Origin of the sequence: Dickeya sp. NCPPB 3274 (genome assembly GCF_000406205.1) — a bacterium.
GTDB lineage: Bacteria > Pseudomonadota > Gammaproteobacteria > Enterobacterales > Enterobacteriaceae > Dickeya > Dickeya fangzhongdai.
The window spans coordinates 4,213,069-4,238,520 of the sequence record NZ_CM001979.1 but is presented as its reverse complement, the minus strand read 5'-3'; the positions used below and the strand labels follow the sequence as shown (position 1 = coordinate 4,238,520).

Genomic DNA, 25,452 nt, shown 5'->3' with positions numbered 1-25,452 from the left:
CCTGATGGTAGTCGTGCATAATAATTTATAACGCCCACTTGCGTTAATATCCTCTTCTCGCTCGTTGCCGACTGTAAGATCTAACCGTGTTCTAATATAGAACGCAGCTAGATCAAGTTTTTATTTAATACAGATGAATTTAGGTTAACGTAATGTATTTTGAGAAAGATATTTTCTGAGCATCGCAATGCTTTTTTTTCGCCATTATTTTGTAGACTATCGACAAGAGTGCTTTTGTCTACGATGGTTCTTTTTTCTTTATCTAGCTCAAGTAGGAAATAGTTTTTCGCTCGTCTATCTCTTAATCCAACTGTATACACAAGCCCTATATATGTTTTATCTTTTACCTCAATCTTCCCAACTGCATCGAGGCTTAGGCAGATTGAGTTTTCGAAATCACCCTGACCAATAGACTGAATGATATTACTAATTTCTCTTTTGTCTATCGACCAGCCAATAAAACACAATGGATTATATTGATTATAATATCCTTCAGCAGGGATTAGTGTGCCTATATACTTATCACTCTCGATGATGTCAAAAGATTGACCCTTATTTATTTTTATCTGGTCTATTCCCAGATGCTGAGTTTTTGTAGCTGATTGTGATAACAGGTGATTGCCGTCCATAGGGGCTAACGTAATCGATGCATGAGCTTGAAGTGATGCTGATAATATTATTATTGTTGTTAGTATTTTCTTCATTGTTATCTCTTATCGATTTTCTTTATGTCTCTTCTAAGGTCAGCTATACTTTTCTTTTCTGAGTCGTTTTGAAATATTTCAATGAGCTGGCTCTTGTCTTTTATGGTTCTGTTTCCTTTGTTCAACTCTATTAGAAAGTAGTTTTGAGCATATCTGTCTCTCAGTCCTACGGTGTACACAAAACCAATAAAGGTTCTTTCTTTTTCTTCTATTTTACCTACTCCATCAAGTGTTGAGCAGAGTGAACGCTCAAAGTATCCTTGTCCTATTGATGGAACAATATCTGATATTGTTTTTTTGTCAGTAGACCAGCCAATAAAGCATAACGGGTAATAGTTTTTATGAAATCCTTTGGCTGGAACTATTGTTCCTATGTATTTTCCATCTTCAATAATGTCAAAGCTCTGTTCGCTCTGACTTTTTATATCAACGACCCCTCTGGCATTTCCATATTTTACCACTTCACTTGATAAGGCTTGATCCTCATTCTTGACCAAACTAATAGAGGCGTTGGATTGTAATGAAATCAATAACGCTATTAGCTGCGAAGTATATGCTATTTTTTTCATGTGGTTACCCTAACTTAGCCCTGTTAACCTGCCCTTTGCCAACAGGAAAAGCAATCCTGGCTTCTTCCATGAATCAATCCATTTATTTTCTTAAAGTGATGCTTTTATAACAACAAAATAGCGTAGCTTCAAGGACGTGGCCGTCCAGTGATGATGAGCCTCGCATCAGCCGCGTTTTTACTACTATCTGCCATATTCCCGCCGTTTCCTGCTATCATCCCGTTATCTTTGTTCATAAAAAAGCAGAAATGTAGAGATTTATGGAAGCCTGGCTGGAGCATCTGATCACTCAATCGTTAGCGTATTCGCTGACGGCGGTACTGCTGGTGGCGTTTCTGGAGTCGCTGGCGCTGGTGGGGCTGCTGTTGCCCGGCACGCTGATGATGGCGTCGCTGGGCGCGTTGATCGGCAGCGGCAATATGGGGCTGTACCCGGCCTGGGGCATGGGCATTATCGGTTGCCTGCTGGGAGACTGGATTTCCTATTTCATTGGCTGGCGTTTCAAGGATCGGCTGCATAACTGGTCTTTCCTGCAAAAGCACCGCGCTTACCTGTATCGCACCGAAAAAATGCTGCATCAGCACAATATGGCGACCATTCTGATTGGGCGGTTTTTTGGCCCGACTCGTCCGCTGATCCCGATGGTGGCGGGGATGCTGGAGTTGTCGCCCCGGCGCTTTGCGTTGCCGAATATCATCGGCTGTCTCACCTGGCCGCCGGTTTATCTGATGCCCGGCATTTTGGCCGGGGTGGCGATCGATATCCCCAAACAGGCCGACAGCGGCAGTTTTAAATGGCTGCTGTTAGTCACGGCTATCCTGCTATGGGGAGCGGGCTGGTTGGTGTGGCGTTTGTGGCGTGCACGTCGTGGAGCAAAAGCCGAGTCAACCAATGGGTTGACGCCTGCCCGTTTGTACTGGCTGGCGCCGCTGGTTTCGGTTATCGCCGCCGTCAGTCTGTGGCAGCTGTGGCAGCATCCGTTGATGCCGGTGTACCGTCGCCTGTTGTGGCAAATTCTGATTGGCTGAATCCGGGTCGAGGGCCATACCGGGAATCGATATGGCCCCCGCGGCTCAGCGGTAAAACTCCGCCACCTGATCAAAGATACGCATCTCTTCGCCGTGGCGGGTCACCTGCAATACGTCTTCCAGCTTTTCCACCTGACTGATCATCTGCGGCAGGCGCTGATCGTCTTTCACCAGCAGCCAGATGCGGCTCTGCTCGTTGCCCGGCAGCGGCATACACATGATGCCTTCCACGTTGAAAGCGCGGCGGGCGAACAGCCCGCATACGTGCGACATCACGCCCGGGTGGTTGCGTACCGATAGTTCCAGCGTGACCTGTGCGGTAATGGATGGGGTCTGCATGATTTAATCTCCAATCATCTCAATGTTGGCGGCACCCGGCGGTACCATCGGGAACACTTTTTCGTTGATATCGATAGCGGCGTGGATCAACGTCGGGCCGGGGCGTTGCAGTGCGTCGCGCAGGGCGGCTTGCGGGTTTTCAGCCGCGTTCAGATCGCAAGTGGCGAAGCCGAATCCGGCGGCAATCGCCAGAAAATTAGTCTGATAGCGGTAGTCGGACGCCACAAAATTCTGCTGGTAGAACAGATCCTGCTGCTGGTGCACCAGCCCCAGCGACTGATTGTTCATCAGCACGATTTTTACGTTCAGGTTCTCTTCCACGGCGGTGGCCATTTCCTGAATGTTCATCATCAGGCTGCCGTCGCCGGAAAAACAGACCACGGTTCGCAGTGGTTCCGCCAGCGCGGCGCCGATAGCTGCGGGCACGCCAAAACCCATGGTGCCGAAACCGCCGGAGGTCAGCCACTGGCGCGAGCGCCGCAGCGGATACGCCTGCGCCACCCACATCTGATGCTGCCCGACGTCGGTAGTAATGATGGCCTGATCGTCCAGTTGCTCGGCCACGGCGCGGATCAACCCGTAGTGACTGAGCGGGTCGTCGGCGTTTGGCATGCTGAATGGGAATTCACATTGCAGCGCGCGCACCTGGGCGAGCCAGTCGGCGCGTGGTTGACGGTCAACCAGCGGCAGCAACTGATCCAGCGCCTGCGCCACATCGGCGTGGAGCGCCACGTGCGGCTGGCGGATCTTGCCGAACTCCGCCGGATCGATATCGATATGGATCACGCGGGCATCCGGGCAGAATTCTTCCGCTTTGCCGATGGCGCGATCGTCAAAGCGGGCGCCCAGTACGATCAGTAAGTCCGATTGTTGCAGGATCATGTTGGTGTAACGGGCCGCGTGCATACCGAGCATGCCAAGCGACAGCGGATGATCCACCGGCATGGCGCCCAGCGCCATCAGCGTCATGGTGGTGGGCAGCCCGGCGCGTTCCGCCAGCTCGATCGCCTGCTGATGTGCGCCGGCGCTGATGATGCCGCCGCCCAGATACAGGATCGGCCGTTTGGCCTGATTGATCATCGCGGCGGCGGCGCGAATGGCATCCTGATCCACTGCTGGCGCAGGAGTAAGTTCAGCCGGCGCGGGCAGCTCCGCCAGTTCGATGGTGGCCGTTTGCACATCTTTGGGGATGTCCACCCAGACCGGGCCGGGGCGACCAGACTGCGCCAGCCGGAAGGCGTCATTGATGACCTGCGGCAGCTCGCTGATGTCGCGCACCAGATAGTTGTGTTTGGTGACCGGAATCGAGATGCCGTAGGTGTCTACTTCCTGAAAGGCATCGGTACCGATCATGCTGGACGGCACCTGGCCGGTGATGCACACCAACGGAATGGAGTCGAGTTTGGCGTCGGCGATGGCGGTGAGCAGGTTGGTGGCGCCGGGGCCGCTGGACGCCATGCAAACCGCGGCTTTACCGCTGGCGCGCGCCATACCCTGCGCGATGAATCCGGCTCCCTGCTCGTGGCGGGCGAGTACGTGGCGAATGGTGCGGCTTTTTCCCAACGCATCGTACAGCGGCAGCGCCGCGCCGCCCGGAATACCGCTCACTGTGGTGATGCCTTGCTGTTCCAGCAGACGGATGATCAGCTCAGCTCCTGTATAACGCATAGTCATATCCTTTATCAGAGCCGGTGTCAGGAGGAGCGGGGAGGGTGGATAAAAGAAACCCCGCTCGGCTTGCGCCGGCGGGGTTTGGGAATCTAGGCTTGATTCGGAACCCGTTACGGCGCGCTGCCGACCACGACCACCACGCGCACGACGACGACCGCGTCAAGCAGCGCGGTGTTGTTTAGTAGTGCGAAAAAAGTAGAGGCGGCGTGTTTCACGGAGAACCTTATATTCGTTTGGGTTAATCAACGCCTTCATCTAACCATGAGTGCGGAAAATCAGACAAGGCTCCGCCACGCGGAAAAAGCAAAATCGTGCGGAAGATCACATTTTTTTTGGTAAGAGTTTCATTCTATCATCTCAGACCACCGAGCACCCGCGCCGCATCCGGGTGGCTGGCCAGTTCGTTGGTCGGACCGTCGTGATAGATGCGGCCGTCCACCACCAGCACGCTGCGCGGCGCAATGCGCGCGGCGTCTTCCAACTGGTGAGACACCATCAGCAGCGTCAACCGGCGATCCCGGCAGATCTCGTCCACCAGCGACAGCATTTCCTGACGCAGGGCCGGGTCGAGCGCCGAGAACGGCTCGTCCAGCAGCAGGATCGGCTGCCGGCGGATCAGGCAGCGCGCCAGCGCCGCCCGTTGCCGTTGACCGCCGGAAACCTGCGACGGCAGGCGTTCCAGCAGCTCCGACAGTCCCATGCGGCTGGCGATATCGCGCAGCGTATCCCGCTGTTCCGCATTTAGCTTCAGGCCGGGGTGCAGGCCGAGCGCGATATTTTGCGCCAGCGTCAGATGGGGAAACAGGTTGTTTTCCTGAAACAGGATCGACACCGGGCGTTTTGCCGGCGGCGTGGCGCGGTGTTCCTGTCCGTTAAGCTGCAAGCGGCCGCTGTCGGGCGGCAGAAAACCGGCGATCAGGCTGAGCAAGGTACTTTTTCCCGCGCCGCTCGGGCCCAGAATGGCGATACGCTCGCCGGGCTGCGCCTGTAAATCGAAGCGCATCGGCAGGTGCTGGTAGAGATAGGTCAACTTATCGAGCGTGATCATTACGGCCTGCCAGTTTTTCAATCAGGGTAAACAGCATAAAACACAACATCAGCAGCAGCAGCGCCGTCACCGCGCCGTCGGCGCTGCGATAAGCGCCAATCTGCTGATAGAGATAAAACGGCAGGGTGCGGAATTGTTCGTTGCCGAACAGGGCGATGATGCCGAAATCGCCCACCGATAGCACGCTGGCAAAAGCCAGCGCCTGAGCGATGGGCGCGCGCAGCGCCTTCAGTTCCACCACTCTGAGACGGTGCCAACCGCGGATATCCAGCGACTGGCACAACAGACTATAACGCGCCGCCGTGTCATACATCGGGTTTTCCAGCACTTTCATCGCATAGGGGATTGCCAGCAGCGCGTTGGTCAACACCACCAGCCCGTAGGGGGAAGCCGGTAATCCGATGGTGCGGTTAAACAGCAGGAAAAAACCGGACGCCAGTACAATTCCCGGCATCGCCAGAATCAGCATCCCGCTCACATCCAGCAACTGAGAAGAGAGCCGCCGCTGGCGCAGTTTCAGTTCCCGGCTGCTCCACAGCAGCATCAACGTCAGCACCACGCTGAGCGCGCCGGCGGCCAGCGCGATGCGCAGCGACGTCCAGAGCGTTTGCCATAGCGCGGGCTGGCGCAAGACATCCGGCAGCGAGCGGTTCAGGCCGTCCGCCACCACCGCCAGCAGCGGCGGCAACAGCAATAGCAACGCCGCTGCAATCAGCAGCGTATCGGTAACGCGGCTGAACCCGCTGTCCTGCGGATCGCGCCAGCGCAGGCGGCTGCCGGCTCCCACCGCCAGCAGTCGGCCCAACCGTTGACTGAACAACACCAGCCCCAGACAGCACGCCATCTGCAACAGCGCCAGCAGCGCGGCGCGCGCCGGGTCATAATCGAAGCTCAACGCCTGATAGATCGCCAGTTCGATGGTGGTGGCCTGCGGGCCGCCGCCCAACGCCAGTACGGTGGCGAAACTGGCGAAACACAGCATGAAAATCAGCGCGCCGGCGGGCAACAACTGACGACGCAGCCACGGCCACTCCACCAGCCGGAAAAAGTGCCAGCCGCGCAGGCCGAGCTGGGCCGCCAACTGACGCTGTTCAGTGGCGATGCCTTCCAGCGCCTGCACAAACAGCCGGGTCGCCAGCGGCAGATTAAAAAAGACGTGGGCCAGCAGAATGCCCTGTAAACCATAAGGCGAAAAACGGTATTCGATACCGAACTGCATCAGCAGGCGCGCCAGCCAGCCTTCGCGGCCGTAGACGCTGAGGATGCCGAATACCGCCACCAGCACCGGCAGCACCAGCGTCATCGCGCACAGGCGCAGCAGCAGGCGATGGCCGGGAAAGCGGCGGCGGTACAACGCCCGCGCCAGAAACAGCGCGGGCAGAGTGGAAAGCAGCGCCGACAGCAGCGCCTGCCAGAAGCTGAAGCGAATGACCTGCCACAGGTAGCCGTCATCCCACAGCGATCGCCAGGGGGCGCCGGGCGCGTCCAGCCACAGCGCCGCGAACGCCAGCGCCGCGGTGCCGGTCAGCAGCGTGGCCGCCAGCAGTCCCGGCCACAGCCAGCCGGGAATCAGCGGCTGACGGCGCGTTGCCATGCCTGTACCCAATTCGCGCGCTGTTCGGCCACCTGCTGCGAGGTGAACTCCAGCGCGCTAGCCGGCAACGACAGAGTGTTATAGCCCGCGGGCAGCTCGGTTTTGACAACCGGGTACATCCAGTTGGTGGTCGGGATGAGCTGCTGGAAGGTCGGGCTGACCATAAACTGCAGGAAGCGTGCCGCCAGTTGCGGATTTTTGCTGCCGGCCAATTGCGCGGCCACTTCGACCTGCAGATAGTGGCCTTCGCTGAAACTGGCCGCCGCGTAGCTGTCTTTCTTCTCGGCGATGAGGTGGTAAGCCGGGGAAGTGGTGTAGCTCAATACCAGATCGGCTTCGCCTTTCAGGAACAGGCCGTAGGCTTCGCTCCAGCCTTTGGTGACGGTGACGGTTTTGGCCGCCAGTTTCTGCCAGGCTTGCGGCGCCTTGTCGCCATAGACTTTCTGCATCCACAGCAGCAGGCCCAGACCCGGCGTGCTGGTGCGCGGATCTTCATAGATCACTTTCCACGGCTGGTCGCTTTCCACCAACTCGCGCAGGCTCTTGGGCGGATTTTTCAGTTTGTCCTTGTTGTAGACGAAGGCGAAATAGCCATAGTCGAAGGGCAGGAAGGTATCATTGTGCCAGCCGCCGGGCACCGTCAACTCGCTGGTGTTGACGCCATGCGGGGCGAACAGGCCGGTCTGCGCGGCCGCCTGCACCAGATTATTATCCAGCCCCAGCACCACATCCGCCGGGGTATTTTTGCCTTCCATGCGCAGGCGGTTGAGCAGAGCGACGCCATCTTCCAGCGCCACGAATTTCAGCTCGCAGTCGCACTCTTTTTCAAACGCGGTTTTGACGCCCGGACCGGGGCCCCACTCGGAGGCGAACGAGTCGTAGGTGTAGACCGTCAGGGTCGGCTTGGCGAACACGGGGGTGGACAGCAGTAACAGGCAGGACAGTAATTTCTTTAACACTTTGCGCTCCAATTGTTGAAGGCGGCAAAGGTCTTTGAGCAAGCGGGATGCAGTCTCAAATCCCTTCGCCGGTATTAACCGGATCAGGTTCGACGGGTATTTTCTCAGCGATGCAACGCCTATGCGCGTTGACCGCACCCCGTTGAGAACGGCGGTATTGTAAAGTGTTTGTCACATCAGGAAAAGCGCCATGACCGGCGACGAGCGGTCATGGCGTCGGGTTCGGCGGCGCAAACCAGGCGGATTTGAAATCGAACCAGCCCAGCGTGTTCATGCGTAGCCCCCGCATGTTGGCCTGTCCCTGCAACCGCAGCCAGTGGTGGAACAGCGGATGGAGCTGCTGGCGGCTGACCAGCGACTGGCACCACTCCGCCAGCGACAACTCGCCCTGACGCCATTGACGCGCGGTGTGTTCCAGCTCGTCATCGCCCAGACAGTGCCGCAACAGCGGCAGTTCATACAGCATCGCGAACAGCGAAAATTCCAGCGGCAGATAAAAGTTGGCGCTGCCGAGCCAAAGATCGCTGGCGTCGTCGCCCTGACACCAGGCATCAAACTCCAGGCTACGTAGCGTCAGCGTGACGCCGTGCGATGCCAGCAGGCGGCCCATGATGTGGCTTATCACCGCGTATTCGGGATGGTCACGGTAGCAGGTGAGGGTGAGGTGGGTCAGGCCGACCGGTTTTTCCCGCACCGCCCGCGGCGGGCTGTGATGCCAGCGCGGCAGCAGGCCATAGGCGGGGGACCAGTCGCTCTGGTACGGGCTATCGGCCAGGCCAAGCATCGCCACCGGGCTTAACACCTGACACAGCCAGTGACGGATCTCCGGATCCGCCGTCTGCGGCGAACGGCGGTCGAACAGCAGGAAATAGCAGCCTTCTTCCAGCCGGTTCTCCAGTTCATTGTCAATGGTGTCGTCTCCCTGCAACGTGACCGTACAGGCGGGGATGATCGGCGCGTCCGGCAGCACCCAGATACTGACTTCGTCAATCAGCGCCCGGTAGCCGAAGTAGTCGTCAAATGCGGCGATTTTCAACTGGTTGGGCGAGTTGCGCACCACCTGATACGGCCCGGTGCCGATGGGCTGGCGCATAAAGTCCGGCAGCGTTTGCCACTCTTTGGGCAGGATCATCGCCGGTACGCTGCCGAGCAGCCACGGTAGCCAGTCATCCGGCATGCTGAGCCGGATATCCAGCACGAACGGCGTAGGAGAGGCGATGTCGGTCAGGTGTGAGAACAGCGGCAGCGCCGTTAGCCGTGACAGCGAGGCGATCACGTCCTCCATCGTCAGCTCCCGACCGTGGTGAAAACGGATGGCAGGGCGCAGATAGAAACGCCAGTGCAGCGGCGACAGCGCCTGCCAGTGGTGAGCGATATCCGGCAACAGTTCCCCATTTTCCTCATTTAGGCTGGTCAGCCCGCTAAAAATCTGGCGGGCGATATGGGTTTCCGAGCGCCGCAACGCGCTGCCGGGCAACAGGTTGTGCATCGGCCGGTAGTACAGGATACGCAGCAGATGGCGCCCTTGCCGCACGCTGCGCCCGAGGTGAGACAGCAACATCTGGCGCACGGTTTCCTTGTCGCCCACCAGTTGCACCAACTGGTCGATGCGGTCCTGCTCCAGCAGGTCTTCGGCGCGCTGCTGTTGCAGGGCTAACCCCGTGTAGAGAAAACCGAGGTGGGAACGTTTGCCGCGCCCGGCTTCCGCCTGCCAGGTGAGCCAACCCTGTTGTTGCATGGCGTTCAGCAGAGAGCGGATATGACGGCGTGAGCAGTTGAGCAGCAGCGCCAGTTCCTGCAGCGTAGTGTCGGTATCCTGACCTTGCAGGCATTGCCATAACCGGATGAATTGTTGTTGCAGGCGTGGCGAGGACATAAAAGAGGAACTCCGCGGCTCAAGCTCATCAATATATTTTTCCCTATATTACGCGGATACTTTCAGTCAGTGAATGGTTCAGTGCGTGAACCGCCGTGAAGGGGAGGCAATATGTGCCGGTTATTCCGCTTTTATCATCACTGGCTCTGCCGGGGATGCCGCCGGGGATGGGGCGCACTCACCGCCGCCCAGCGGATGGCGTTGCTGTTGCAGGTTACCCAATGGCAGATCCGGGACATGGATGAGGAAGACTATCGTCGCTGGTTGTAAGGCCGGCGGCGACATCGAATGAGAGTGAGAACAGCGGCGGGAAACCGCCACAGTGTTCTGAGTAATGGTGCTGTTCACCAGCCAGCGGGTTATTCCGCTGGCTTTTTTTATGGCGGAGCGTTATTCCACCGGCTTCAGGCGGGCGACAAAGTGGCGTAATACCGGCGGTTCGTAGGTGAAGGTCAGGCCTTTGATGCTGCCGGCTCTTTCCTTCAACGCGATCAGCGAATCGGCGATGTAATCCATGTGATCGTTGGTATACACCCGGCGCGGGATGGTCAGGCGCAGCAGTTCCAGCGGCGACGGTTTCTGCTCGCCGGTGTCTGGATCCCGCCCCAGCAACAATGAGCCGATTTCCACGCTGCGGATACCCGCTTCCAGATAGAGCTCGTTATTCAGCGCCTGCGCCGGGAACTGTTGCGCCGGAATGTGAGGCAGCAACTTTTTGGCATCGACGAACACCGCGTGCCCGCCCACCGGGTATTGAATCGGGATGCCGCCGGCGCGCAGGCGTTCGCCAAGGTAGGTCACCTGACCAATGCGGTAGGTCAGATAGTCCTCGTTCATGCCTTCTTCCAGCCCGATGGCTAACGCTTCCATGTCGCGCCCGGCCAGGCCGCCATAGGTGACGAAACCTTCCATCGGTACGCAGCGGATGCGCACCTCATTGAACAACTCTTCGTCGCTGCGAAAACAGCACAGGCCGCCGATGTTCACCATCGGATCCTTTTTCGCCGACATGGTAAGCATGTCGCCGTATTGGTACATCTCGTGGACGATCTCTTTGATCGAGCGGTTTTCATAGCCGGCTTCACGCTGTTTGATAAACCAGGCGTTTTCACAGAACCGGGCCGAGTCGATCACCACCGGGATCCCGTGCTGCTGCGCGATGCGATACACCTCACGCATGTTGCCCATCGAGATCGGCTGGCCGCCGGAGCTGTTACAGGTGACGGTAGTGATGATCGCCACCACGTTGTCCGCGCCGTGCTGCTCGATGGTGGTTTGCAGCAGATCAAGGTCGAAGTCGCCCTTCCAGTCGTAATAGGTGGTGGTGTCGAAGGCTTTTGGCGTTACCACGTTGATGGCGCGCGCGCCGTTCAGTTCCACGTGGGCGGCGGTGGTATCGAAATGGAAGTTGGAAATAAACACCGGTTTCTTGCCGCCGCCGGCGCGCTGCTTTTTGGCGATCAGACACGGGAACAGGATTTGTTCCGCACCGCGCCCCTGGTGGGTCGGAATGGTGAACGGATAACCCAGCAGCGCCTTCACCTGATCACACAGATGGTAGTAGTTGCGCGACCCGGCGTAGGCTTCGTCGCCCATCATCAGCCCCGCCCACTGGCGGTCGCTCATGGCGCCGGTACCGGAGTCGGTCAGCAGGTCGATATAAACGTCCTCGCTGCGCAGCAGAAACGGGTTGTAGCCTGCTTCCTGCAGGGCGCGTTCCCGTTCGTCGCGGGTGGTCATACGGATGTTTTCTACCATTTTGATGCGAAAAGGCTCAGGAATGCGTTTCATGCGATATCTCCATGACGCCCGTCAGCAGACGTAACCGCCGCGGTATGACGTCAAAAATAAATTGAAATAAAAGGGAAAAATCAGAGCAAAGCTGAATCAGGCATGAAACGGGCGTGGGAAATCGTTGGTGAGACGGTGGTCGATGTTGAACCAGGGGCGACAATCGCCGGAGAGGCTCAGGCGATAACACCGGATAACGCGTGTCATGAGGTCTCCTTATCTCGTGAGTAACGAATAATCAGAATAGGCGAAAAGCGGCGGACAAAACCGTGATCCCGCAGGCAATCCGGAGGTAGCTGGTTATGACTGATGTGAGAATAAAAATTGAGTCAATAATGTTTCTCATTATCGTGAGTAAATGATAAAACTGTGCGGGGTTTGAGGCCGTTATCGGCACAAGTCATTAACAGGCGGCACGTTGCCGGAGAGTCACAAGCAGAGAGGTAGAGGCGAGTTATGGCTGGGGTAAAGGAATATAAAGTGTTTGATGTTACGTTGGCCCACAAGACATTGCTTACCCCATCGCTGATGCGTTGTGTATTCAGTGGCGAAGCGGTGAAAAAGATGAAAATCTGCTCGCCGGATCAACGAATTAAAGTGTTGTTGCCCGCCGAGGACGGCACGCCGCCGCGCCTGCCTGATGTCGGCGAGTGGTACAAGCTGGTGCAGGCAATGCCTAAACAACAGCGCCCGATTCCCCGCACCTACACGCTGCGCAGTCTGGATACCGTCGCCGGAGAAATGGTGGTGGAGTTCGTGGTGCACGGCACCGAAGGCCCGGCTTCGGCCTGGGCGATGAGCGCGCAGCCTGGTGAGGAATTGCAGGTAGTGGCGCCGCGCGGCGATTTTGCCGGCGATAACGGCGGCTATGAATGGGTGCTGTCGGAAAACACCCGTCAGGTACTGCTGATGGGGGATGAGACCGCGCTGCCGGCGATCAAAGGCATTCTGGAGCAGTTGTCGCAGCTGGATAACCCGCCGCAGGTGCAGGCCTTTATCGAAGTACCGTTGCAGGCGGATTGCATCGACTATCGCCATCTGGCGTTCGCCGAGGTGGTGTGGCTACCGCGTGAAGGCACCGGCGCGACCTATGGCGAGCGCTTGCTGGACGCGGCGCGTCAGTCGGTACGCCTGCCGGAAAACACTCACGCCGGCGCGGTAACGGTGGCCGAGATCCCGGATGGCGAAATCATGTGGGAGCGGGCAAATGCCCAGCAAGGTCAGTTCTTCGGCTGGGTAGCGGCCGAATCGTCAGCGGTGAAAGCATTGCGCCGTTACCTGCTGGGAGAAAAAGGCATGACGCAGGAGTCCATCACTTTTATGGCTTACTGGAGCCGCGGTCCGCGTTCCCACTGAGGTTGTTGACAAACAACCGTGTTGTTTTGTTGCTGGACAAATTTATGCAAGAACAGTGAGAAGTTTCGTGCGTGATAACGACGGTTGTTCCTTTGCAACGTCATCGCACGCACGACAAGGAGAGGCTCAGACGCCGCCTCTCCTTGACCTCTGGCTGGTGGCTAAACTGCGGCGCTGCGCGCTACCTTCGACGTTCGCCTTCGCATTTCGGGCCGCCCGTGACGCGGTTACTCGCCCCATCCCTGGGGCTCGCCCTACGGGCCAGCGTAAACGCTGTTCAAAAACGTTCCCGACGTTTTTGTCCGGCGCGGCACGGGCTTTCGCGACGTCCTGTCGCTCACCCGGCGAAGTCGTCCACCTCAGCACAGTTTTTGACGCCGAAAACCTCTTTACCTTGCACTTACGTGGTTTGTCTCTAATCAAAAGCCCACCGAAGTGGGCTTTGTGCTAGTTGTCAGGCAAGCAGTCAAACGGCGAGGCTGAATTAACGCAGGAATGCCGGTTGTTGCTGCTCGTAGCGGGAGATGGCCGCTTCGTGCTGCAGCGTCAGACCGATGCTGTCCAACCCGTTGATCATGCAGTGACGGCGGAAGCTGTCGATATCGAACGGGTAGGTTTTGTCGCCCGCTTTCACCTGCTGTGCTTCCAGATCCACCGTGAAGGTGATGCCTTCGTGGCTCGCCACCAGTTTGAACAGGGAGTCGATATCGGATTCGCTCAGTTTGACCGGCAACAGCTGGTTGTTGAATGAGTTGCCGTAAAAAATGTCGGCGAAGCTGGGGGCGATCACCACCTTGAAACCGTAATCGGTCAGCGCCCACGGCGCGTGCTCGCGGGAAGAACCGCAGCCGAAGTTCTCGCGCGCCAACAGGATACTGGCGCCTTTGTAGCGCGGCTGGTTCAGCACGAAATCCGGGTTGGGCTGTTGGCCCGCGTCATCCAGAAAACGCCAGTCGTGAAACAGATGCTGACCGAAACCGGTGCGGGTCACCTTTTGCAGAAACTGCTTCGGGATAATCGCGTCGGTGTCGACGTTGGCGGCATCCAGCGGCACCACCAAACCAGTGTGTTGGGTAAATTTAGCCATGGATTGCCTCTCTTAATTCAGTTCACGAATGTCGGCGAAACGACCGGTAATCGCCGCCGCCGCCGCCATAGCCGGGCTGACCAGATGGGTGCGGCCGCCGCGGCCCTGACGCCCTTCAAAGTTGCGGTTACTGGTGGAGGCGCAACGTTCGCCTGGATTCAGACGGTCGTTGTTCATCGCCAGACACATGGAGCAGCCGGGCAGACGCCATTCGAAGCCGGCATCCAGAAAGATTTTATCCAGACCTTCTTCTTCCGCCTGCGCCTTGACCGGACCGGAGCCGGGAACCACATACGCCTGCACGCCGGCGGCCACTTTACGGCCTTTGGCGATGGCGGCGGCTGCGCGCAGATCTTCAATGCGAGAGTTGGTGCAGGAGCCGATGAATACCTTGTCGATCGCCACTTCCGTCAGTTTTACGCCCGGCTGCAGGCCCATATAAGCCAGCGCTTTTTCCGCCGAGGCGCGCTCCACCGGGTCGCTGAAGGATTCCGGCGCCGGGATGATTTGATCGACGGCGATCACCTGACCGGGGTTGGTGCCCCAGGTCACCTGCGGGGCGATATCGGCGGCGTTCAGCGTCACCACGGTGTCGTAGTGGGCGTCGGCATCGGAACGCAGGGTTTTCCAGTATTCCACCGCGGTGTCCCAGTCGCTGCCGGTGGGCGCGAACTGACGGCCTTTCAGGTAAGCGAAGGTGGTGTCGTCCGGCGCGACCAGACCGGCTTTGGCGCCCATTTCGATCGCCATGTTGCACAGGGTCATGCGGCCTTCCATGCTCAGCGCTTCAATCGCCTTGCCGGTGAATTCCACCACATGACCGGTGCCGCCGGCGCTGCCGGTTTTACCGATGATCGCCAGCACGATGTCTTTGGCGGTGATGCCGGTGGCGGCGTCGCCGGCGACATCGATCTTCATGGTTTTGGCGCGGCCCTGTTTCAGGGTTTGCGTCGCCAGCACGTGCTCCACTTCCGAGGTGCCGATGCCGAACGCCAGCGATCCGAACGCGCCGTGGGTGGCGGTGTGGGAGTCGCCGCAGACGATGGTCATGCCCGGCAGCGTCATGCCTTGCTCCGGCCCGATAACGTGCACGATGCCCTGAAACGGGTGGTTCAGGTCATACAGCTGCACGCCGAACTCGGCGCAGTTCTTGATCAGTTCCTGCATCTGGATGCGCGCCATCTCGCCGCTGGCATTGATATCGCGGGTCTGGGTGGACACGTTGTGGTCCATGGTGGCGAAGGTTTTGCCCGGCTGGCGGACTTTGCGGCCCATGGCGCGCAGGCCGTCGAACGCCTGAGGCGAAGTCACTTCATGCACCAGATGACGGTCGATATACAGCAACGGGGTTTCATTCGGCGCCTCGTGCACCAGGTGCGCGTCGAACAGTTTCTGATATAAGGTCTTACCCATGATTAGGCCCCTTCTGCTACAAAACGGGCGATGGCGTCGCCCATTTCATCGGTGGTGACGGCGTTGCCGCCGCTGACCAGATCGCCGGTACGGTAACCTTCCGCCAGCGCCTGATTGACCGCCTGCTCAATGGCGGTGGCGGCGTCATCAGCCCCCAGGCTGTAGCGCAGCAGCAGCGCGGCGGACAGGATCTGGGCGATCGGATTGGCGATGTTCTTGCCGGCGATGTCAGGCGCGGAACCGCCTGCCGGCTCGTACAGGCCGAAACCTTGTTCATTCAGGCTGGCGGACGGCAACATGCCCATCGAACCGGTGATCATCGCGCACTCGTCGGACAGGATGTCGCCGAACAGGTTGGAGCACAGCAGCACGTCAAACTGAGACGGATCCTTGATCAACTGCATGGTGGCGTTGTCGATGTACAGATGGTTCAGACGGACATCCGGGTAGTCGCGGGCGATCTCGCTGACGATTTCGCGCCACAGGATCGAGCTTTGCAGCACGTTGGCCTTGTCGATGGAGGTAACGATGCTGCGACGTTTGCGCGCGGACTCAAAAGCGATGCGGGCAATACGCTCGATTTCGAAACGGTGATACACCTCGGTGTCGAAGGCGCGTTCGTACATGCCGCTGCCTTCGCGGCCTTTCGGCTGACCAAAGTAGATGCCGCCGGTCAGCTCACGCACGCACAGGATATCAAAGCCGTTGGCGGCGATGTCGCTGCGCAGCGGACAGAAGGCTTCCAGCCCCTGATACAGGCGCGCCGGGCGCAGGTTGCTGAACAGGCGGAAGTGTTTGCGCAGCGGCAGCAACGCTCCACGCTCCGGTTGTTCCGCCGGCGGCAGGTGTTCCCATTTCGGGCCGCCGACCGAGCCGAACAGAATGGCGTCCGCCTGCTCGCAACCTTCAACGGTGCCCTGCGGCAGCGGCGTACCCTGACGGTCGATGGCGATGCCGCCCACGTCGTATTCGCTGGTGGTGATGCGCAGACCAAAACGCTGGCGAACCGCATCCAATACTTTATACGCCTGAGCCATTACTTCCGGGCCGATGCCGTCACCGGGTAAGACGGCGATATGGTAACTCTTGGTCATCACACTGTTTCCTGACTGTTTTGTTTGTTGTGTTGCTGCAAGCGCTGCACTTCTTTTTCGACCAGTTGCGCACGCTTGATGTTGTTTAATACGTTAACCATCGCGTTGGCGGAGGATTCCACGATGTCGGTCGCCAGACCCACGCCGTGGAAACGGCGCCCCTGATATTCCACCACGATGTCCACCTGACCGAGCGCTTCTTTACCCTGACCCTTGGCGGACAACTGGTATTTGACCAGGTTGATCGGGTAACCGGTGATGCGGTTGATGGCCTGATACACGGCATCTACCGGGCCGTTGCCGGTGGCGGCTTCAGACAGTGTCTCTTCGCCGCATGACAATTTGACGGACGCGGTCGCCATCACGCTGGAGCCGGACTGAACGCTGAAGTAGTCCAGACGATAGAACTCGGTGCTTTCCTGCTGACTATTAATGAACGCCAGCGCTTCCAGGTCATAATCGAACACCTGGCCTTTCTTGTCGGCCAGCTTGAGGAAGTCGGCGTACAGCGTATCCAGATTGTAGTCGCCTTCTTTATAACCCATCTCTTCCATGCGGTGTTTGACCGCGGCGCGACCGGAACGGGAAGTCAGGTTCAACTGCACTTCTTTCAGGCCGATGGATTCCGGCGTCATGATTTCGTAGTTTTCGCGGTTTTTCAGCACGCCGTCCTGATGGATGCCGGAAGAGTGGGCGAAGGCGTTGGAACCCACTACCGCCTTGTTGGCCGGGATCGGCATGTTGCAGATCTGGCTGACGAGCTGGCTGGTGCGGTAGATTTCCTGATGATTGATGCCGGTGTGCAGGTTCATCAACTGGCTGCGCACTTTGAGCGCCATGATCACTTCTTCCAGCGAGCAGTTGCCGGCGCGTTCGCCGATACCGTTCAGCGTGCCTTCCACCTGACGCGCGCCTGCGTGCACCGCCGCCATAGCGTTGCCCACCGCCAAACCGAGATCGTCGTGGGTATGCACGGAAATAATGGCTTTATCGATGTTGGGAACGCGCTGATACAAGGAGGCGATGATGTTGCCGAATTCGTGGGGCAGGGTGTAACCGACGGTGTCCGGGATGTTGATAGTGCGGGCGCCGGCGTTGATCGCGGCTTCCACGACCCGGCTCAAATCTTCGATCGGGGTGCGGCCGGCGTCTTCGCAGGAGAACTCCACGTCGTCGGTGTAGTTGCGGGCGCGTTTGATCATGTAGGTCGCGCGTTCAATCACTTCATCCAGCGTGCTGCGCAGCTTGGTGGCGATATGCATCGGCGAAGTGGCGATAAAAGTGTGGATGCGGAATGCATCGGCGACGCGCAAGGATTCGGCGGCGACATCGATATCTTTCTCGACGCAGCGGGCAAGGGCGCAGACGCGACTATTCTTGATATTGCGGGCGATGGTCTGCACGGATTCGAAGTCGCCGGGGGAGGACACCGGAAAACCCACTTCCATCACGTCGACGCCCATTCTTTCCAGCGCCAGCGCGATCTGGAGTTTTTCCTTCACACTCAGGCTGGCCTGCAGCGCTTGCTCACCGTCACGCAACGTCGTATCGAAAATAATAACTTGTTGGTTCATCGGTCTGGTTCCTTTGTTCTGTTTGCTTGGGCGCCCGGCGAGTAAAAAAAAAACCCGCGCAACGGCGCGGGTTTTTTATATGAGGTGTGACGTGAAATCAGCTCTGGATTTCGCCCACCGGCATACCGCGCACGTGAGATGCGTTTAGTAGTAGGCCTAGTAGCTGAGCGAAGTTAAACATGCTGTTTCGTTGTCCAAATCGATTAAAAATTCAGTTCTGCTTTTATTGGTACTTGATTCCCGCATTGATGTCAACCTCGGGATCGCATACGGTAGCCGTATCCGGTGTGTTTTACCCGTCACATTCCCGGCTGAAAAGCGGTGGAAAGCGCTTTGAGGCTGTGGATGGGCGCGGTAGACTGCCTGCCCGATTTTTACGCCTATTTTTGAGATTGCCAGGCCCGCACGCGCATGAAGACGAATTCACTCTCGCAATACCATCTGGTTCACCGTATTCAGCAGCAGATTGCTCAGCGCCCCAACGCGCTGGCGTTTCGCGAATGGGCGCCTGAACAGGAACAGCAGCTCGATTGGCATCAGGTAGGCGAGCGTATCCGCCGCATTGCCTGCGGCCTGCTGGGGCTGGGCGTTGATGTACAGGAACGGGTGGCGATCTTTTCCGACAACGCCATTACCTGGTCGCTGGCGGATCTGGCGTTGCTGCACCTGCGGGCAATTACCGTGCCGCTGTATGCCACCAGCGCGGCGGCGCAGGCGTCGTTCATTCTGAATGATGCGGATATCCGTACCGTTTTTGTCGGCGGTCAGGCGCAGTTTGATCTGCTGATGTCGCTGCGCGACAGCTGTCCGCAACTGCGCACCATTATTCTGCTGGATGAACAGATTCGACGCCGCGGTTGCGACATTGCGGTATCGCTGGAGGAGTTTGAAGCGCAGGCGGAGTTGTCGGTGTGGGAGCCGGTGCTGCGGCAACGGGTGGCCGATCGGGACCTGAGCGATCTGTTTACGTTGATCTATACCTCCGGCACCACCGGCGAGCCCAAAGGGGTGATGCTGGATTATGCCAATATGGCAACTCAATTGGTACTGCATGATGGGCGGCTGCAGACGAGCGAACAGGACGTATCGCTGTGCTTTTTGCCGCTGGCGCATGTCTTCGAACGCGCCTGGAGCTTCTTCATCATGCACCGCGGCGCGCAGAACGTGTACCTGCGCGACACCGATCAGGTCCGCGCGGCGATGGCGGCGGTCAGCCCTACCGTCATGTGCGCGGTGCCGCGTTTCTACGAGAAAGTGTTCAGCGCCATCCATGAGAAAGTGGCGCAGGCGCCGTGGCACCGGCGCACGCTGTTTCACTGGGGGATCGCCCAGGGCCATAAACGGTTTTTACGCCTGCAGGCCGGGAAACGCGCCGGGGTGTGGAACGCGCTGACGTATCGTCTTGCCGATCGGCTGGTGCTGTCGCGTCTGCGCCAACTGCTGGGAGGAAAGGTCCGTTTTCTGCCGGCGGCGGGCGCGCGTCTGGATGACAATATCATCGCCTTTTTCCAGTCGATGGGCGTCCGTATCGTTTATGGTTACGGCCTGACGGAAACCTGCGCTACCGTGTCCTGCTGGGAAGCCGATCACTACCGGCTGGGGTCGGTCGGGACGCCGCTGCCGGGCATCGATGTGCGCATCGGCGAACAAAATGAAATCCAGGTGCGCGGCGCTACCGTGATGCGCGGCTACTATCACCGCCCACAGGATACGGAGGCCGCCTTTACGCCGGATGGCTGGTTCAAAACCGGCGATGTGGGTGAAGTGGACGCCAATGGCAACCTGTTCATCACCGAACGCCTTAAGGATCTGATGAAAACCTCGGGCGGCAAATACATTGCGCCGCAACATCTGGAAGGCGCGCTGGGTCAGGATCGCTTCATTGAACAGGTGGCGGTAATCGCCGACGCCCGCAAGTACGTCTCCGCGCTGATCGTCCCTTGCTTTGATGCGCTGGAGGAGTATGCCCGCTCGATCAATCTGGGGTATCAGGATCGGCTGGAGTTGTTGCGCCACAACCATATCCTGTCGCTGTTTGAACAGCGGTTGCGCGATGTGCAAAAAGAGTTCGCGCGTTTTGAACAGGTGAAGAAATTCACCCTGTTGCCAGCGCCGTTTAGTCAGGAAGAAGGCGAACTGACCCCGACATTAAAACTCCGCCGTAAAGTCATTCATCAGCGTTATCAGCTGGAAATCGAAGCCATGTACGCCGACTAGCAGACGTATCGGTGGCGATCGTCGCGCTGCATCGCAATTTTATCGTCAATATTTCACTCTGTAATGCCTGACCACGGCGGGATATTTTTTAACGCTGTGGTCACTCCCCAGCGTTTTATCTCTTTGCTCTCTCTTTTAACAGTTGATTTACCATAATCGCGTCATTCCCAGCGACGGCGCGGCGTTTGCCTGCTTCATAATCCGGCGTTATGTTAATAAGTTATATGTAAAAACCCGGGCGGTGTTGGGCGATGGGGCCGGCGTATGATTGAAAACCGAATCCACGCGTTGTGTCTTCATTTACCAGACGCCGTTTCAATGAGCACGGGGTGTTCCCTGTCAATACAGAAGCGACCCGCTATCTGAACAATTCGCATCTGAACAATAAAATAAGAGGCAAACCCATGGAGATGTTGTCAGGCGCCGAGATGGTGATTCGATCGCTGATCGATCAGGGCGTAAAACATGTGTTCGGCTATCCGGGCGGCGCGGTGCTGGATATTTATGATGCGCTGCACACCGTCGGCGGCATAGAACACATTCTGGTGCGCCACGAGCAGGGCGCGGTGCATATGGCCGACGGCTACGCCAGAGCGACCGGTGAAGTGGGCGTGGTGCTGGTTACTTCCGGTCCGGGCGCCACCAACGCCATTACCGGCATCGCCACGGCGTATATGGATTCCATTCCGCTGGTGGTGATTTCCGGTCAGGTCGCTACTTCGCTGATTGGCTATGATGCCTTTCAGGAGTGCGACATGGTGGGGATTTCCCGCCCGGTGGTGAAGCACAGCTATCTGGTCAAACAGACCGAAGACATTCCCACCGTGCTGAAAAAAGCCTTCTATCTCGCGTCTACCGGCCGCCCCGGTCCGGTGGTGGTGGATTTGCCGAAAGACATTCTCAACCCGGCTAAAAAACTGCCTTATGCCTATCCCGATCAGGTCAGCCTGCGCTCCTACAACCCGACGGTGCAGGGTCATAAAGGCCAAATCAAACGCGCGTTGCAGACGTTGCTGGCCGCCGAGCGCCCGGTGATTTACAGTGGCGGCGGCGTGATCAACGCCAATTGCCATCAGGAACTGCGCGAACTGGCGGAAAAACTCAACCTGCCGGTGGCAAGCTCGTTGATGGGGCTGGGCGGTTTTCCGGGCACGCATCGCCAGAGTCTCGGTATGCTCGGCATGCACGGCACCTATGAAGCCAATATGGCGATGCACAACGCCGATGTGATTTTTGCCGTCGGGGTGCGTTTTGACGACCGAACTACCAATAACCTGACCAAGTACTGCCCGAACGCCACCATTTTGCATATCGATATCGACCCGGCGTCCATTTCCAAAACCGTGGCGGCGGATATCCCGATCGTCGGCGATGCCCGTCAGGTGCTTGGCCTGATGCTGGAACTGCTGGCGCAAGGGGAAGCGCAACAACAATTCGACGCGATGCGCGACTGGTGGCTGCGCATCGAACAGTGGCGCGCGCGTCAGTGCCTGAAATACAACACCGACGGCGACGCCATCAAACCGCAGGCGGTGATCGAAACCCTGCATCGTCTGACGGAAGGCAAGGCTTACGTGGCATCCGACGTGGGGCAGCACCAGATGTTCGCCGCGCTGTACTACCCGTTTGATTTGCCGCGCCGCTGGGTCAATTCCGGCGGCCTGGGCACTATGGGCTTCGGCCTGCCCGCCGCGCTCGGCATCAAGCTGGCGTTGCCGCAGGAAACGGTCATCTGCGTCACCGGCGACGGCAGTATTCAGATGAATATTCAGGAGTTGTCCACGGCGTTGCAGTATGACCTGCCGATTGTGGTAGTTAGCCTCAACAACCGCTTCCTCGGCATGGTGAAACAGTGGCAGGACATGATCTACTCCGGTCGTCACTCCAGTTCCTACATGGAATCCCTACCGGATTTCGTCAAACTGGCGGAGGCTTATGGTCACGTCGGTATCACCATCGATACCCCGGATGAGCTGGAGCCGAAGCTGAAAGCGGCGCTGGAACAGAAAAACCGTCTGGTGTTCGTGGATGTGCGGGTGGACAGCAGCGAGCATGTCTATCCGATGCAGATCCGCGGCGGCGGGATGGATGAGATGTGGTTAAGCAAAACGGAGAGGACCTGATCATGCGTCGTATTTTGTCGGTATTGCTGGAGAACGAATCGGGTGCTCTGTCGCGCGTGATTGGCCTGTTTTCTCAACGCGGTTACAACATTGAAAGTCTGACCGTCGCTCCGACGGACGACCCAACCCTATCGCGGATGACCATCCAGACGGTGGGCGACGAAAAAGTGCTGGAACAGATAGAAAAGCAACTGCACAAGCTGGTGGACGTGTTGCGGGTCAGCGAGCTGGGGCAAGGGGCCTACGTTGAACGCGAGCTGATGCTGGTCAAGCTGCAGGCCACCGGTTACGGCCGTGAAGAAGTTAAGCGCAGCGCGGAAATCTTCCGCGGGCAGATCGTCGATGTCACCGCATCGCTGTATACCGTGCAACTGGCGGGCACCAGCGAGAAGCTGGATGCGTTTCTCAATAGCGTGCGCGAAGTGGCGGAAATTGTTGAAGTCGCGCGCTCCGGCATCGTGGGCGTATCGCGCGGCGATCGCGTCATGCGCTGACGCCGTGCTGAAATTCGGCCATTTGTCTGATGGTTTGCTGATTTTCATACAGCAATACTGGCTTTTCTGATGGTAATATCTGGCCCGGCCATGACGCCGGGCTTTTCTGATCCTGATTGAAGTAAATAATAAAAGCGGTTGCCCGTCAGTGTTTTCTGCGCTTAGATCGGTATCATATCCACGGTTAATTCATGGTTATCGTTTCATTCTTTATTTTTTGTCCGGCTTATTAAGGGGTTGCCAGTGAAACTGGATGAAATCGCGCGTCTTGCTGGGGTTTCGCGTACAACGGCCAGTTACGTTATTAATGGTAAGGCGAAACAATATCGCGTCAGCGATAAGACCGTTGAGAAAGTGATGGCGGTAGTCAGGGAGCACAACTACCATCCGAACGCTGTCGCAGCCGGTCTGCGCGCCGGGCGCACCCGCTCCATCGGGTTGGTTATTCCGGACCTGGAGAACACCAGTTATACCCGTATCGCCAATTATCTGGAGCGTCAGGCTCGTCAGCGCGGCTATCAATTGCTGATTGCGTGTTCTGAGGATCAACCCGATAACGAGATGCGCTGCATCGAACACCTGCTGCAACGTCAGGTGGATGCGATTATCGTCTCAACGGCGCTGCCGCCGGAGCATCCGTTTTACCAGCGCTGGGCCAATGATCCCCTGCCGGTGATCGCGCTCGATCGGGCGTTGGATCGCGAGCATTTCACCAGCGTGGTCGGTGCGGACATGGAAGACGCGGAGATGCTGGCGCAGGAGCTGCGCAAGGTGCCGGCGGAATCGGTGATGTACCTCGGCGCGCTGCCGGAGTTGTCGGTCAGTTTCCTGCGTGAGCAGGGATTCCGACGCGCCTGGGCGGAAGATCCGCGTCAGGTGAATTATATCTATGCCAACAGCTATGAACGCAGCGCGGCGGCGGCGGTGTTTGAGGAATACCTGAAAACCAACCCGATGCCGCAGGCGTTGTTTACGACCTCGTTCCCGCTGCTGCAAGGGGTGATGGACGTAACGCTCAGACAGAGCGGGCGCCTGCCGAACAATCTGGCCATCGCCACATTCGGTGATAATGAATTGCTGGATTTCCTGGAATGCCAGGTGTTGGCGGTGGCGCAGCGCCATCGTGAGGTGGCGGAGCGGGTGCTGGAGCTGGTGCTGGCGAGTCTGGATGAGCCGCGTAAACCGAAACCGGGTTTATACCGTATTCGTCGTAATCTTTACCGCCGTGGTTTTCTCAGCCGTCTCTGATCGTAAGCCGTTGCGGATCGTAAATCGTTTCTGATCGATAACATGCGGCGTTGGAATAATTTTTCGTTCCACGCCGCATCGGATAATTCCTATTTTTATCCCGCCTTTCTCTTTTTCTATATTTATTCCCAAAATAATTCGCGTTGCAGGACAACACGCTCGCGGGTTGAATAACGCAATGCGTTGGCTCTTTCGGGCAAGGCTTATTCGAGCCTTGTAACGCGGTAAGTGAGTGAATCCCGATGAGCTTACTCAGGCAAGTGATTCGAGTGATCGACAAATTGGCGTAAGCCGATTTGAACGCCGCTGGCAGCGGCCCCAAAGGGGCGAGGCCCATGAAATGGGCCGAGTAACGCAGCCAACACACCTGCAACTTAAAATATGACGGGTATATTCCACCGCCGCTTGTTGCGCCGGATTAATGGCTGGCAATTTGCGGACGAGCCGGAACGCCGACCCGGAACAGACGACGGCAATATTCCAGAAAATAACCGTACGCCACCCCCATGAACATGGAGATTACCGCGTTGCTGGCAACCGCCTTCAGGATTTGCGATGGCTCGGCGCCAATCGTCAGCAGAATGGCGGCATAAACCGGCGACTGAAAACTGACATAGGCAAACAGGTCCGCCATATTTTTTCCCCAACGTAAATCCGCGTTCAGGCGTAACGCCAGGGCGACGATGCGATCGCGATAAAGGCCGTAGGGCCAGGCGATGACGATATTGACCGGAATCGACAGCAATCGGGAGGAGAGCGACTGCTGGAAGGTCATGCCGGACAGCAGGATTTCGATCGCCATGCCGGTCAGGAAGCAATACACCACCATAGCAACGGTATCGGCGACGATGCCACGCACGCGGGAAACGGGGGAAAGCATATTGTATGGCTCCATGGTGAAGGATAATAACGTTGCTTGTGGCGTATTTTATTGGTGTTTAGTTTTGCTTTATTGCTTTATTTGTAGTCTACATAACTATTTATCTCGTTTTAACTAGCTTAAAAAACTTATTTTCGCTCGTTTTTTGTTCAGTGGCGCAACTTTATGGTTGCAAATCGTCTTTTTCATTCGATTATCATGAGTTGGGTATTTAATTTTATATAAAACAATCAATTAATGAGATGCTGGCGGCAGGAGGAAAAGCCGACTGGAAACGGCGTGGTTTGGAATGAAAAGGTTGCTGAACGGTAAAGTGCAAGTGAATGTGAACAATACTGGAAATAAATCCAGTTATTCTTTCTGACACAGATGAAACAGCTGGTTAAT

General features: G+C 57.5%; 24 protein-coding genes and 1 riboswitch. Of the genes, 7 read left to right on the top strand and 17 right to left on the bottom strand.

Annotated elements, in window-relative coordinates; genetic code table 11:
- Nucleotides 1-107: 107 nt before the first annotated feature.
- Together DXX3274_RS18895 and DXX3274_RS18890 are read right to left on the bottom strand one after the other, a co-directional pair.
- Nucleotides 108-704 (bottom strand): hypothetical protein, encoded by a 597-nt coding sequence (locus DXX3274_RS18895; protein ID WP_238556060.1) that lies wholly within the window; start codon nt 702-704, stop codon nt 108-110.
- A gap of 2 nt (nt 705-706) precedes the next feature.
- Nucleotides 707-1,273 (bottom strand): hypothetical protein, encoded by a 567-nt coding sequence (locus tag DXX3274_RS18890; protein WP_042861094.1) that lies wholly within the window; start codon nt 1,271-1,273, stop codon nt 707-709.
- 260 nt (nt 1,274-1,533) lie between these two features.
- Between DXX3274_RS18890 and DXX3274_RS18885 the strand changes: the two genes are divergently transcribed.
- Nucleotides 1,534-2,301 carry a DedA family protein gene (locus DXX3274_RS18885; protein WP_042861092.1) on the top strand — a complete coding sequence of 256 codons (768 nt, stop codon included), beginning with the start codon at nt 1,534-1,536 and terminating at the stop codon, nt 2,299-2,301.
- A 45-nt stretch (nt 2,302-2,346) separates the two neighbouring features.
- Here DXX3274_RS18885 and ilvN (DXX3274_RS18880) read toward each other — a convergent pair whose 3' ends face one another.
- The 7 genes from ilvN (DXX3274_RS18880) to sgrR all read right to left on the bottom strand — a co-directional run bounded on the left by ilvN (DXX3274_RS18880) (nt 2,347) and on the right by sgrR (nt 9,788).
- A complete protein-coding gene (gene ilvN, locus DXX3274_RS18880; RefSeq protein WP_013319493.1) occupies nt 2,347-2,640 on the bottom strand; it encodes an acetolactate synthase small subunit in 294 nt (97 codons plus the stop codon).
- 3 nt (nt 2,641-2,643) lie between these two features.
- A complete protein-coding gene (ilvB, locus tag DXX3274_RS18875) occupies nt 2,644-4,308 on the bottom strand; it encodes an acetolactate synthase large subunit (protein WP_042861091.1) in 1,665 nt (554 codons plus the stop codon).
- A 113-nt stretch (nt 4,309-4,421) separates the two neighbouring features.
- Complete coding sequence (ivbL, locus tag DXX3274_RS23835; RefSeq protein ID WP_238556059.1) at nt 4,422-4,526, bottom strand: ilvB operon leader peptide IvbL; 105 nt, start codon at nt 4,524-4,526, stop codon at nt 4,422-4,424.
- A gap of 137 nt (nt 4,527-4,663) precedes the next feature.
- Nucleotides 4,664-5,359: a thiamine ABC transporter ATP-binding protein ThiQ gene (gene thiQ, locus DXX3274_RS18870; RefSeq protein ID WP_042861090.1), complete on the bottom strand. Its 696-nt coding sequence runs from the start codon at nt 5,357-5,359 to the stop codon at nt 4,664-4,666.
- A complete protein-coding gene (gene thiP / locus DXX3274_RS18865; protein ID WP_042861089.1) occupies nt 5,343-6,953 on the bottom strand; it encodes a thiamine/thiamine pyrophosphate ABC transporter permease ThiP in 1,611 nt (536 codons plus the stop codon). The genes thiQ and thiP overlap by 17 nt, the downstream gene beginning before the upstream one ends.
- Complete coding sequence (gene thiB, locus DXX3274_RS18860; RefSeq protein WP_042862218.1) at nt 6,929-7,912, bottom strand: thiamine ABC transporter substrate binding subunit; 984 nt, start codon at nt 7,910-7,912, stop codon at nt 6,929-6,931. Before thiB ends, thiP begins: the two co-directional genes overlap by 25 nt.
- A 42-nt stretch (nt 7,913-7,954) precedes the next feature.
- A riboswitch (TPP riboswitch) is annotated at nt 7,955-8,064 on the bottom strand.
- A 56-nt stretch (nt 8,065-8,120) separates the two neighbouring features.
- The gene (gene sgrR, locus DXX3274_RS18855) at nt 8,121-9,788 is read right to left on the bottom strand and encodes an HTH-type transcriptional regulator SgrR (protein ID WP_042861088.1); all 1,668 of its coding nucleotides are present in this window, start codon (nt 9,786-9,788) and stop codon (nt 8,121-8,123) included.
- Nucleotides 9,789-9,899: 111 nt separating this feature from the next.
- Between sgrR and sgrT the strand changes: the two genes are divergently transcribed.
- Complete coding sequence (gene sgrT, locus DXX3274_RS18850) at nt 9,900-10,058, top strand: glucose uptake inhibitor SgrT (RefSeq protein ID WP_038920241.1); 159 nt, start codon at nt 9,900-9,902, stop codon at nt 10,056-10,058.
- Between the two features lie 120 nt (nt 10,059-10,178).
- Here sgrT and tnaA read toward each other — a convergent pair whose 3' ends face one another.
- Nucleotides 10,179-11,579: a tryptophanase gene (gene tnaA, locus DXX3274_RS18845; protein ID WP_042861087.1), complete on the bottom strand. Its 1,401-nt coding sequence runs from the start codon at nt 11,577-11,579 to the stop codon at nt 10,179-10,181.
- Nucleotides 11,580-11,675: 96 nt separating this feature from the next.
- Nucleotides 11,676-11,786 carry a tryptophanase leader peptide gene (gene tnaC, locus DXX3274_RS23100; protein ID WP_071603989.1) on the bottom strand — a complete coding sequence of 37 codons (111 nt, stop codon included), beginning with the start codon at nt 11,784-11,786 and terminating at the stop codon, nt 11,676-11,678.
- A gap of 249 nt (nt 11,787-12,035) precedes the next feature.
- Between tnaC and DXX3274_RS18840 the strand changes: the two genes are divergently transcribed.
- A complete protein-coding gene (locus DXX3274_RS18840) occupies nt 12,036-12,935 on the top strand; it encodes a siderophore-interacting protein (RefSeq protein WP_042861085.1) in 900 nt (299 codons plus the stop codon).
- A gap of 484 nt (nt 12,936-13,419) precedes the next feature.
- On the opposite strand, the gene leuD is transcribed toward DXX3274_RS18840, so the two are convergent.
- The 5 genes from leuD to leuL all read right to left on the bottom strand — a co-directional run bounded on the left by leuD (nt 13,420) and on the right by leuL (nt 18,284).
- Entirely contained in the window at nt 13,420-14,022 is a 603-nt protein-coding gene (leuD, locus tag DXX3274_RS18835) for a 3-isopropylmalate dehydratase small subunit (RefSeq protein ID WP_042861083.1), read from the bottom strand.
- 12 nt (nt 14,023-14,034) lie between these two features.
- Complete coding sequence (leuC, locus tag DXX3274_RS18830) at nt 14,035-15,435, bottom strand: 3-isopropylmalate dehydratase large subunit (protein ID WP_042861081.1); 1,401 nt, start codon at nt 15,433-15,435, stop codon at nt 14,035-14,037.
- 2 nt (nt 15,436-15,437) lie between these two features.
- Nucleotides 15,438-16,529 carry a 3-isopropylmalate dehydrogenase gene (gene leuB, locus DXX3274_RS18825; protein ID WP_038665674.1) on the bottom strand — a complete coding sequence of 364 codons (1,092 nt, stop codon included), beginning with the start codon at nt 16,527-16,529 and terminating at the stop codon, nt 15,438-15,440.
- The gene (gene leuA, locus DXX3274_RS18820; protein ID WP_042861080.1) at nt 16,529-18,103 is read right to left on the bottom strand and encodes a 2-isopropylmalate synthase; all 1,575 of its coding nucleotides are present in this window, start codon (nt 18,101-18,103) and stop codon (nt 16,529-16,531) included. Before leuA ends, leuB begins: the two co-directional genes overlap by 1 nt.
- Before the next feature lie 97 nt (nt 18,104-18,200).
- Nucleotides 18,201-18,284: a leu operon leader peptide gene (leuL, locus tag DXX3274_RS24570; protein ID WP_107760451.1), complete on the bottom strand. Its 84-nt coding sequence runs from the start codon at nt 18,282-18,284 to the stop codon at nt 18,201-18,203.
- Nucleotides 18,285-18,514: 230 nt separating this feature from the next.
- Here leuL and DXX3274_RS18815 point away from each other — a divergent pair, with 230 nt between their 5' ends.
- From DXX3274_RS18815 to cra, 4 genes are all read left to right on the top strand, one after another.
- Nucleotides 18,515-20,320 carry a long-chain fatty acid--CoA ligase gene (locus tag DXX3274_RS18815; protein WP_042861079.1) on the top strand — a complete coding sequence of 602 codons (1,806 nt, stop codon included), beginning with the start codon at nt 18,515-18,517 and terminating at the stop codon, nt 20,318-20,320.
- A 404-nt stretch (nt 20,321-20,724) separates the two neighbouring features.
- The gene (gene ilvI, locus DXX3274_RS18810; protein WP_038920231.1) at nt 20,725-22,443 is read left to right on the top strand and encodes an acetolactate synthase 3 large subunit; all 1,719 of its coding nucleotides are present in this window, start codon (nt 20,725-20,727) and stop codon (nt 22,441-22,443) included.
- A 2-nt stretch (nt 22,444-22,445) separates the two neighbouring features.
- A complete protein-coding gene (gene ilvN / locus DXX3274_RS18805; protein WP_013319477.1) occupies nt 22,446-22,937 on the top strand; it encodes an acetolactate synthase small subunit in 492 nt (163 codons plus the stop codon).
- Between the two features lie 243 nt (nt 22,938-23,180).
- Nucleotides 23,181-24,185 (top strand): catabolite repressor/activator, encoded by a 1,005-nt coding sequence (gene cra, locus DXX3274_RS18800; RefSeq protein ID WP_022634876.1) that lies wholly within the window; start codon nt 23,181-23,183, stop codon nt 24,183-24,185.
- 418 nt (nt 24,186-24,603) lie between these two features.
- Here cra and DXX3274_RS18795 read toward each other — a convergent pair whose 3' ends face one another.
- A complete protein-coding gene (locus DXX3274_RS18795; protein WP_042861076.1) occupies nt 24,604-25,065 on the bottom strand; it encodes an L-alanine exporter AlaE in 462 nt (153 codons plus the stop codon).
- Nucleotides 25,066-25,452 lie beyond the last annotated feature (387 nt).

Excerpts from the sequence above, each read along its gene's own strand:
- DXX3274_RS18895 (WP_238556060.1), bottom strand. The coding sequence starts at position 704 with ATGAAGAAAATACTAACAACAATAATAATATTATCAGCATCACTTCAA.
- DXX3274_RS18890 (WP_042861094.1), bottom strand. The coding sequence starts at position 1,273 with ATGAAAAAAATAGCATATACTTCGCAGCTAATAGCGTTATTGATTTCA.
- DXX3274_RS18885 (WP_042861092.1), top strand. The coding sequence starts at position 1,534 with ATGGAAGCCTGGCTGGAGCATCTGATCACTCAATCGTTAGCGTATTCG.
- ilvN (WP_013319493.1), bottom strand. The coding sequence starts at position 2,640 with ATGCAGACCCCATCCATTACCGCACAGGTCACGCTGGAACTATCGGTA.
- ilvB (WP_042861091.1), bottom strand. The coding sequence starts at position 4,308 with ATGCGTTATACAGGAGCTGAGCTGATCATCCGTCTGCTGGAACAGCAA.
- thiQ (WP_042861090.1), bottom strand. The coding sequence starts at position 5,359 with ATGATCACGCTCGATAAGTTGACCTATCTCTACCAGCACCTGCCGATG.
- thiP (WP_042861089.1), bottom strand. The coding sequence starts at position 6,953 with ATGGCAACGCGCCGTCAGCCGCTGATTCCCGGCTGGCTGTGGCCGGGA.
- sgrR (WP_042861088.1), bottom strand. The coding sequence starts at position 9,788 with ATGTCCTCGCCACGCCTGCAACAACAATTCATCCGGTTATGGCAATGC.
- sgrT (WP_038920241.1), top strand. The coding sequence starts at position 9,900 with ATGTGCCGGTTATTCCGCTTTTATCATCACTGGCTCTGCCGGGGATGC.
- tnaA (WP_042861087.1), bottom strand. The coding sequence starts at position 11,579 with ATGAAACGCATTCCTGAGCCTTTTCGCATCAAAATGGTAGAAAACATC.
- tnaC (WP_071603989.1), bottom strand. The coding sequence starts at position 11,786 with ATGACACGCGTTATCCGGTGTTATCGCCTGAGCCTCTCCGGCGATTGT.
- DXX3274_RS18840 (WP_042861085.1), top strand. The coding sequence starts at position 12,036 with ATGGCTGGGGTAAAGGAATATAAAGTGTTTGATGTTACGTTGGCCCAC.
- leuD (WP_042861083.1), bottom strand. The coding sequence starts at position 14,022 with ATGGCTAAATTTACCCAACACACTGGTTTGGTGGTGCCGCTGGATGCC.
- leuC (WP_042861081.1), bottom strand. The coding sequence starts at position 15,435 with ATGGGTAAGACCTTATATCAGAAACTGTTCGACGCGCACCTGGTGCAC.
- leuB (WP_038665674.1), bottom strand. The coding sequence starts at position 16,529 with ATGACCAAGAGTTACCATATCGCCGTCTTACCCGGTGACGGCATCGGC.
- leuA (WP_042861080.1), bottom strand. The coding sequence starts at position 18,103 with ATGAACCAACAAGTTATTATTTTCGATACGACGTTGCGTGACGGTGAG.
- leuL (WP_107760451.1), bottom strand. The coding sequence starts at position 18,284 with ATGTTTAACTTCGCTCAGCTACTAGGCCTACTACTAAACGCATCTCAC.
- DXX3274_RS18815 (WP_042861079.1), top strand. The coding sequence starts at position 18,515 with ATGAAGACGAATTCACTCTCGCAATACCATCTGGTTCACCGTATTCAG.
- ilvI (WP_038920231.1), top strand. The coding sequence starts at position 20,725 with ATGGAGATGTTGTCAGGCGCCGAGATGGTGATTCGATCGCTGATCGAT.
- ilvN (WP_013319477.1), top strand. The coding sequence starts at position 22,446 with ATGCGTCGTATTTTGTCGGTATTGCTGGAGAACGAATCGGGTGCTCTG.
- DXX3274_RS18795 (WP_042861076.1), bottom strand. The coding sequence starts at position 25,065 with ATGCTTTCCCCCGTTTCCCGCGTGCGTGGCATCGTCGCCGATACCGTT.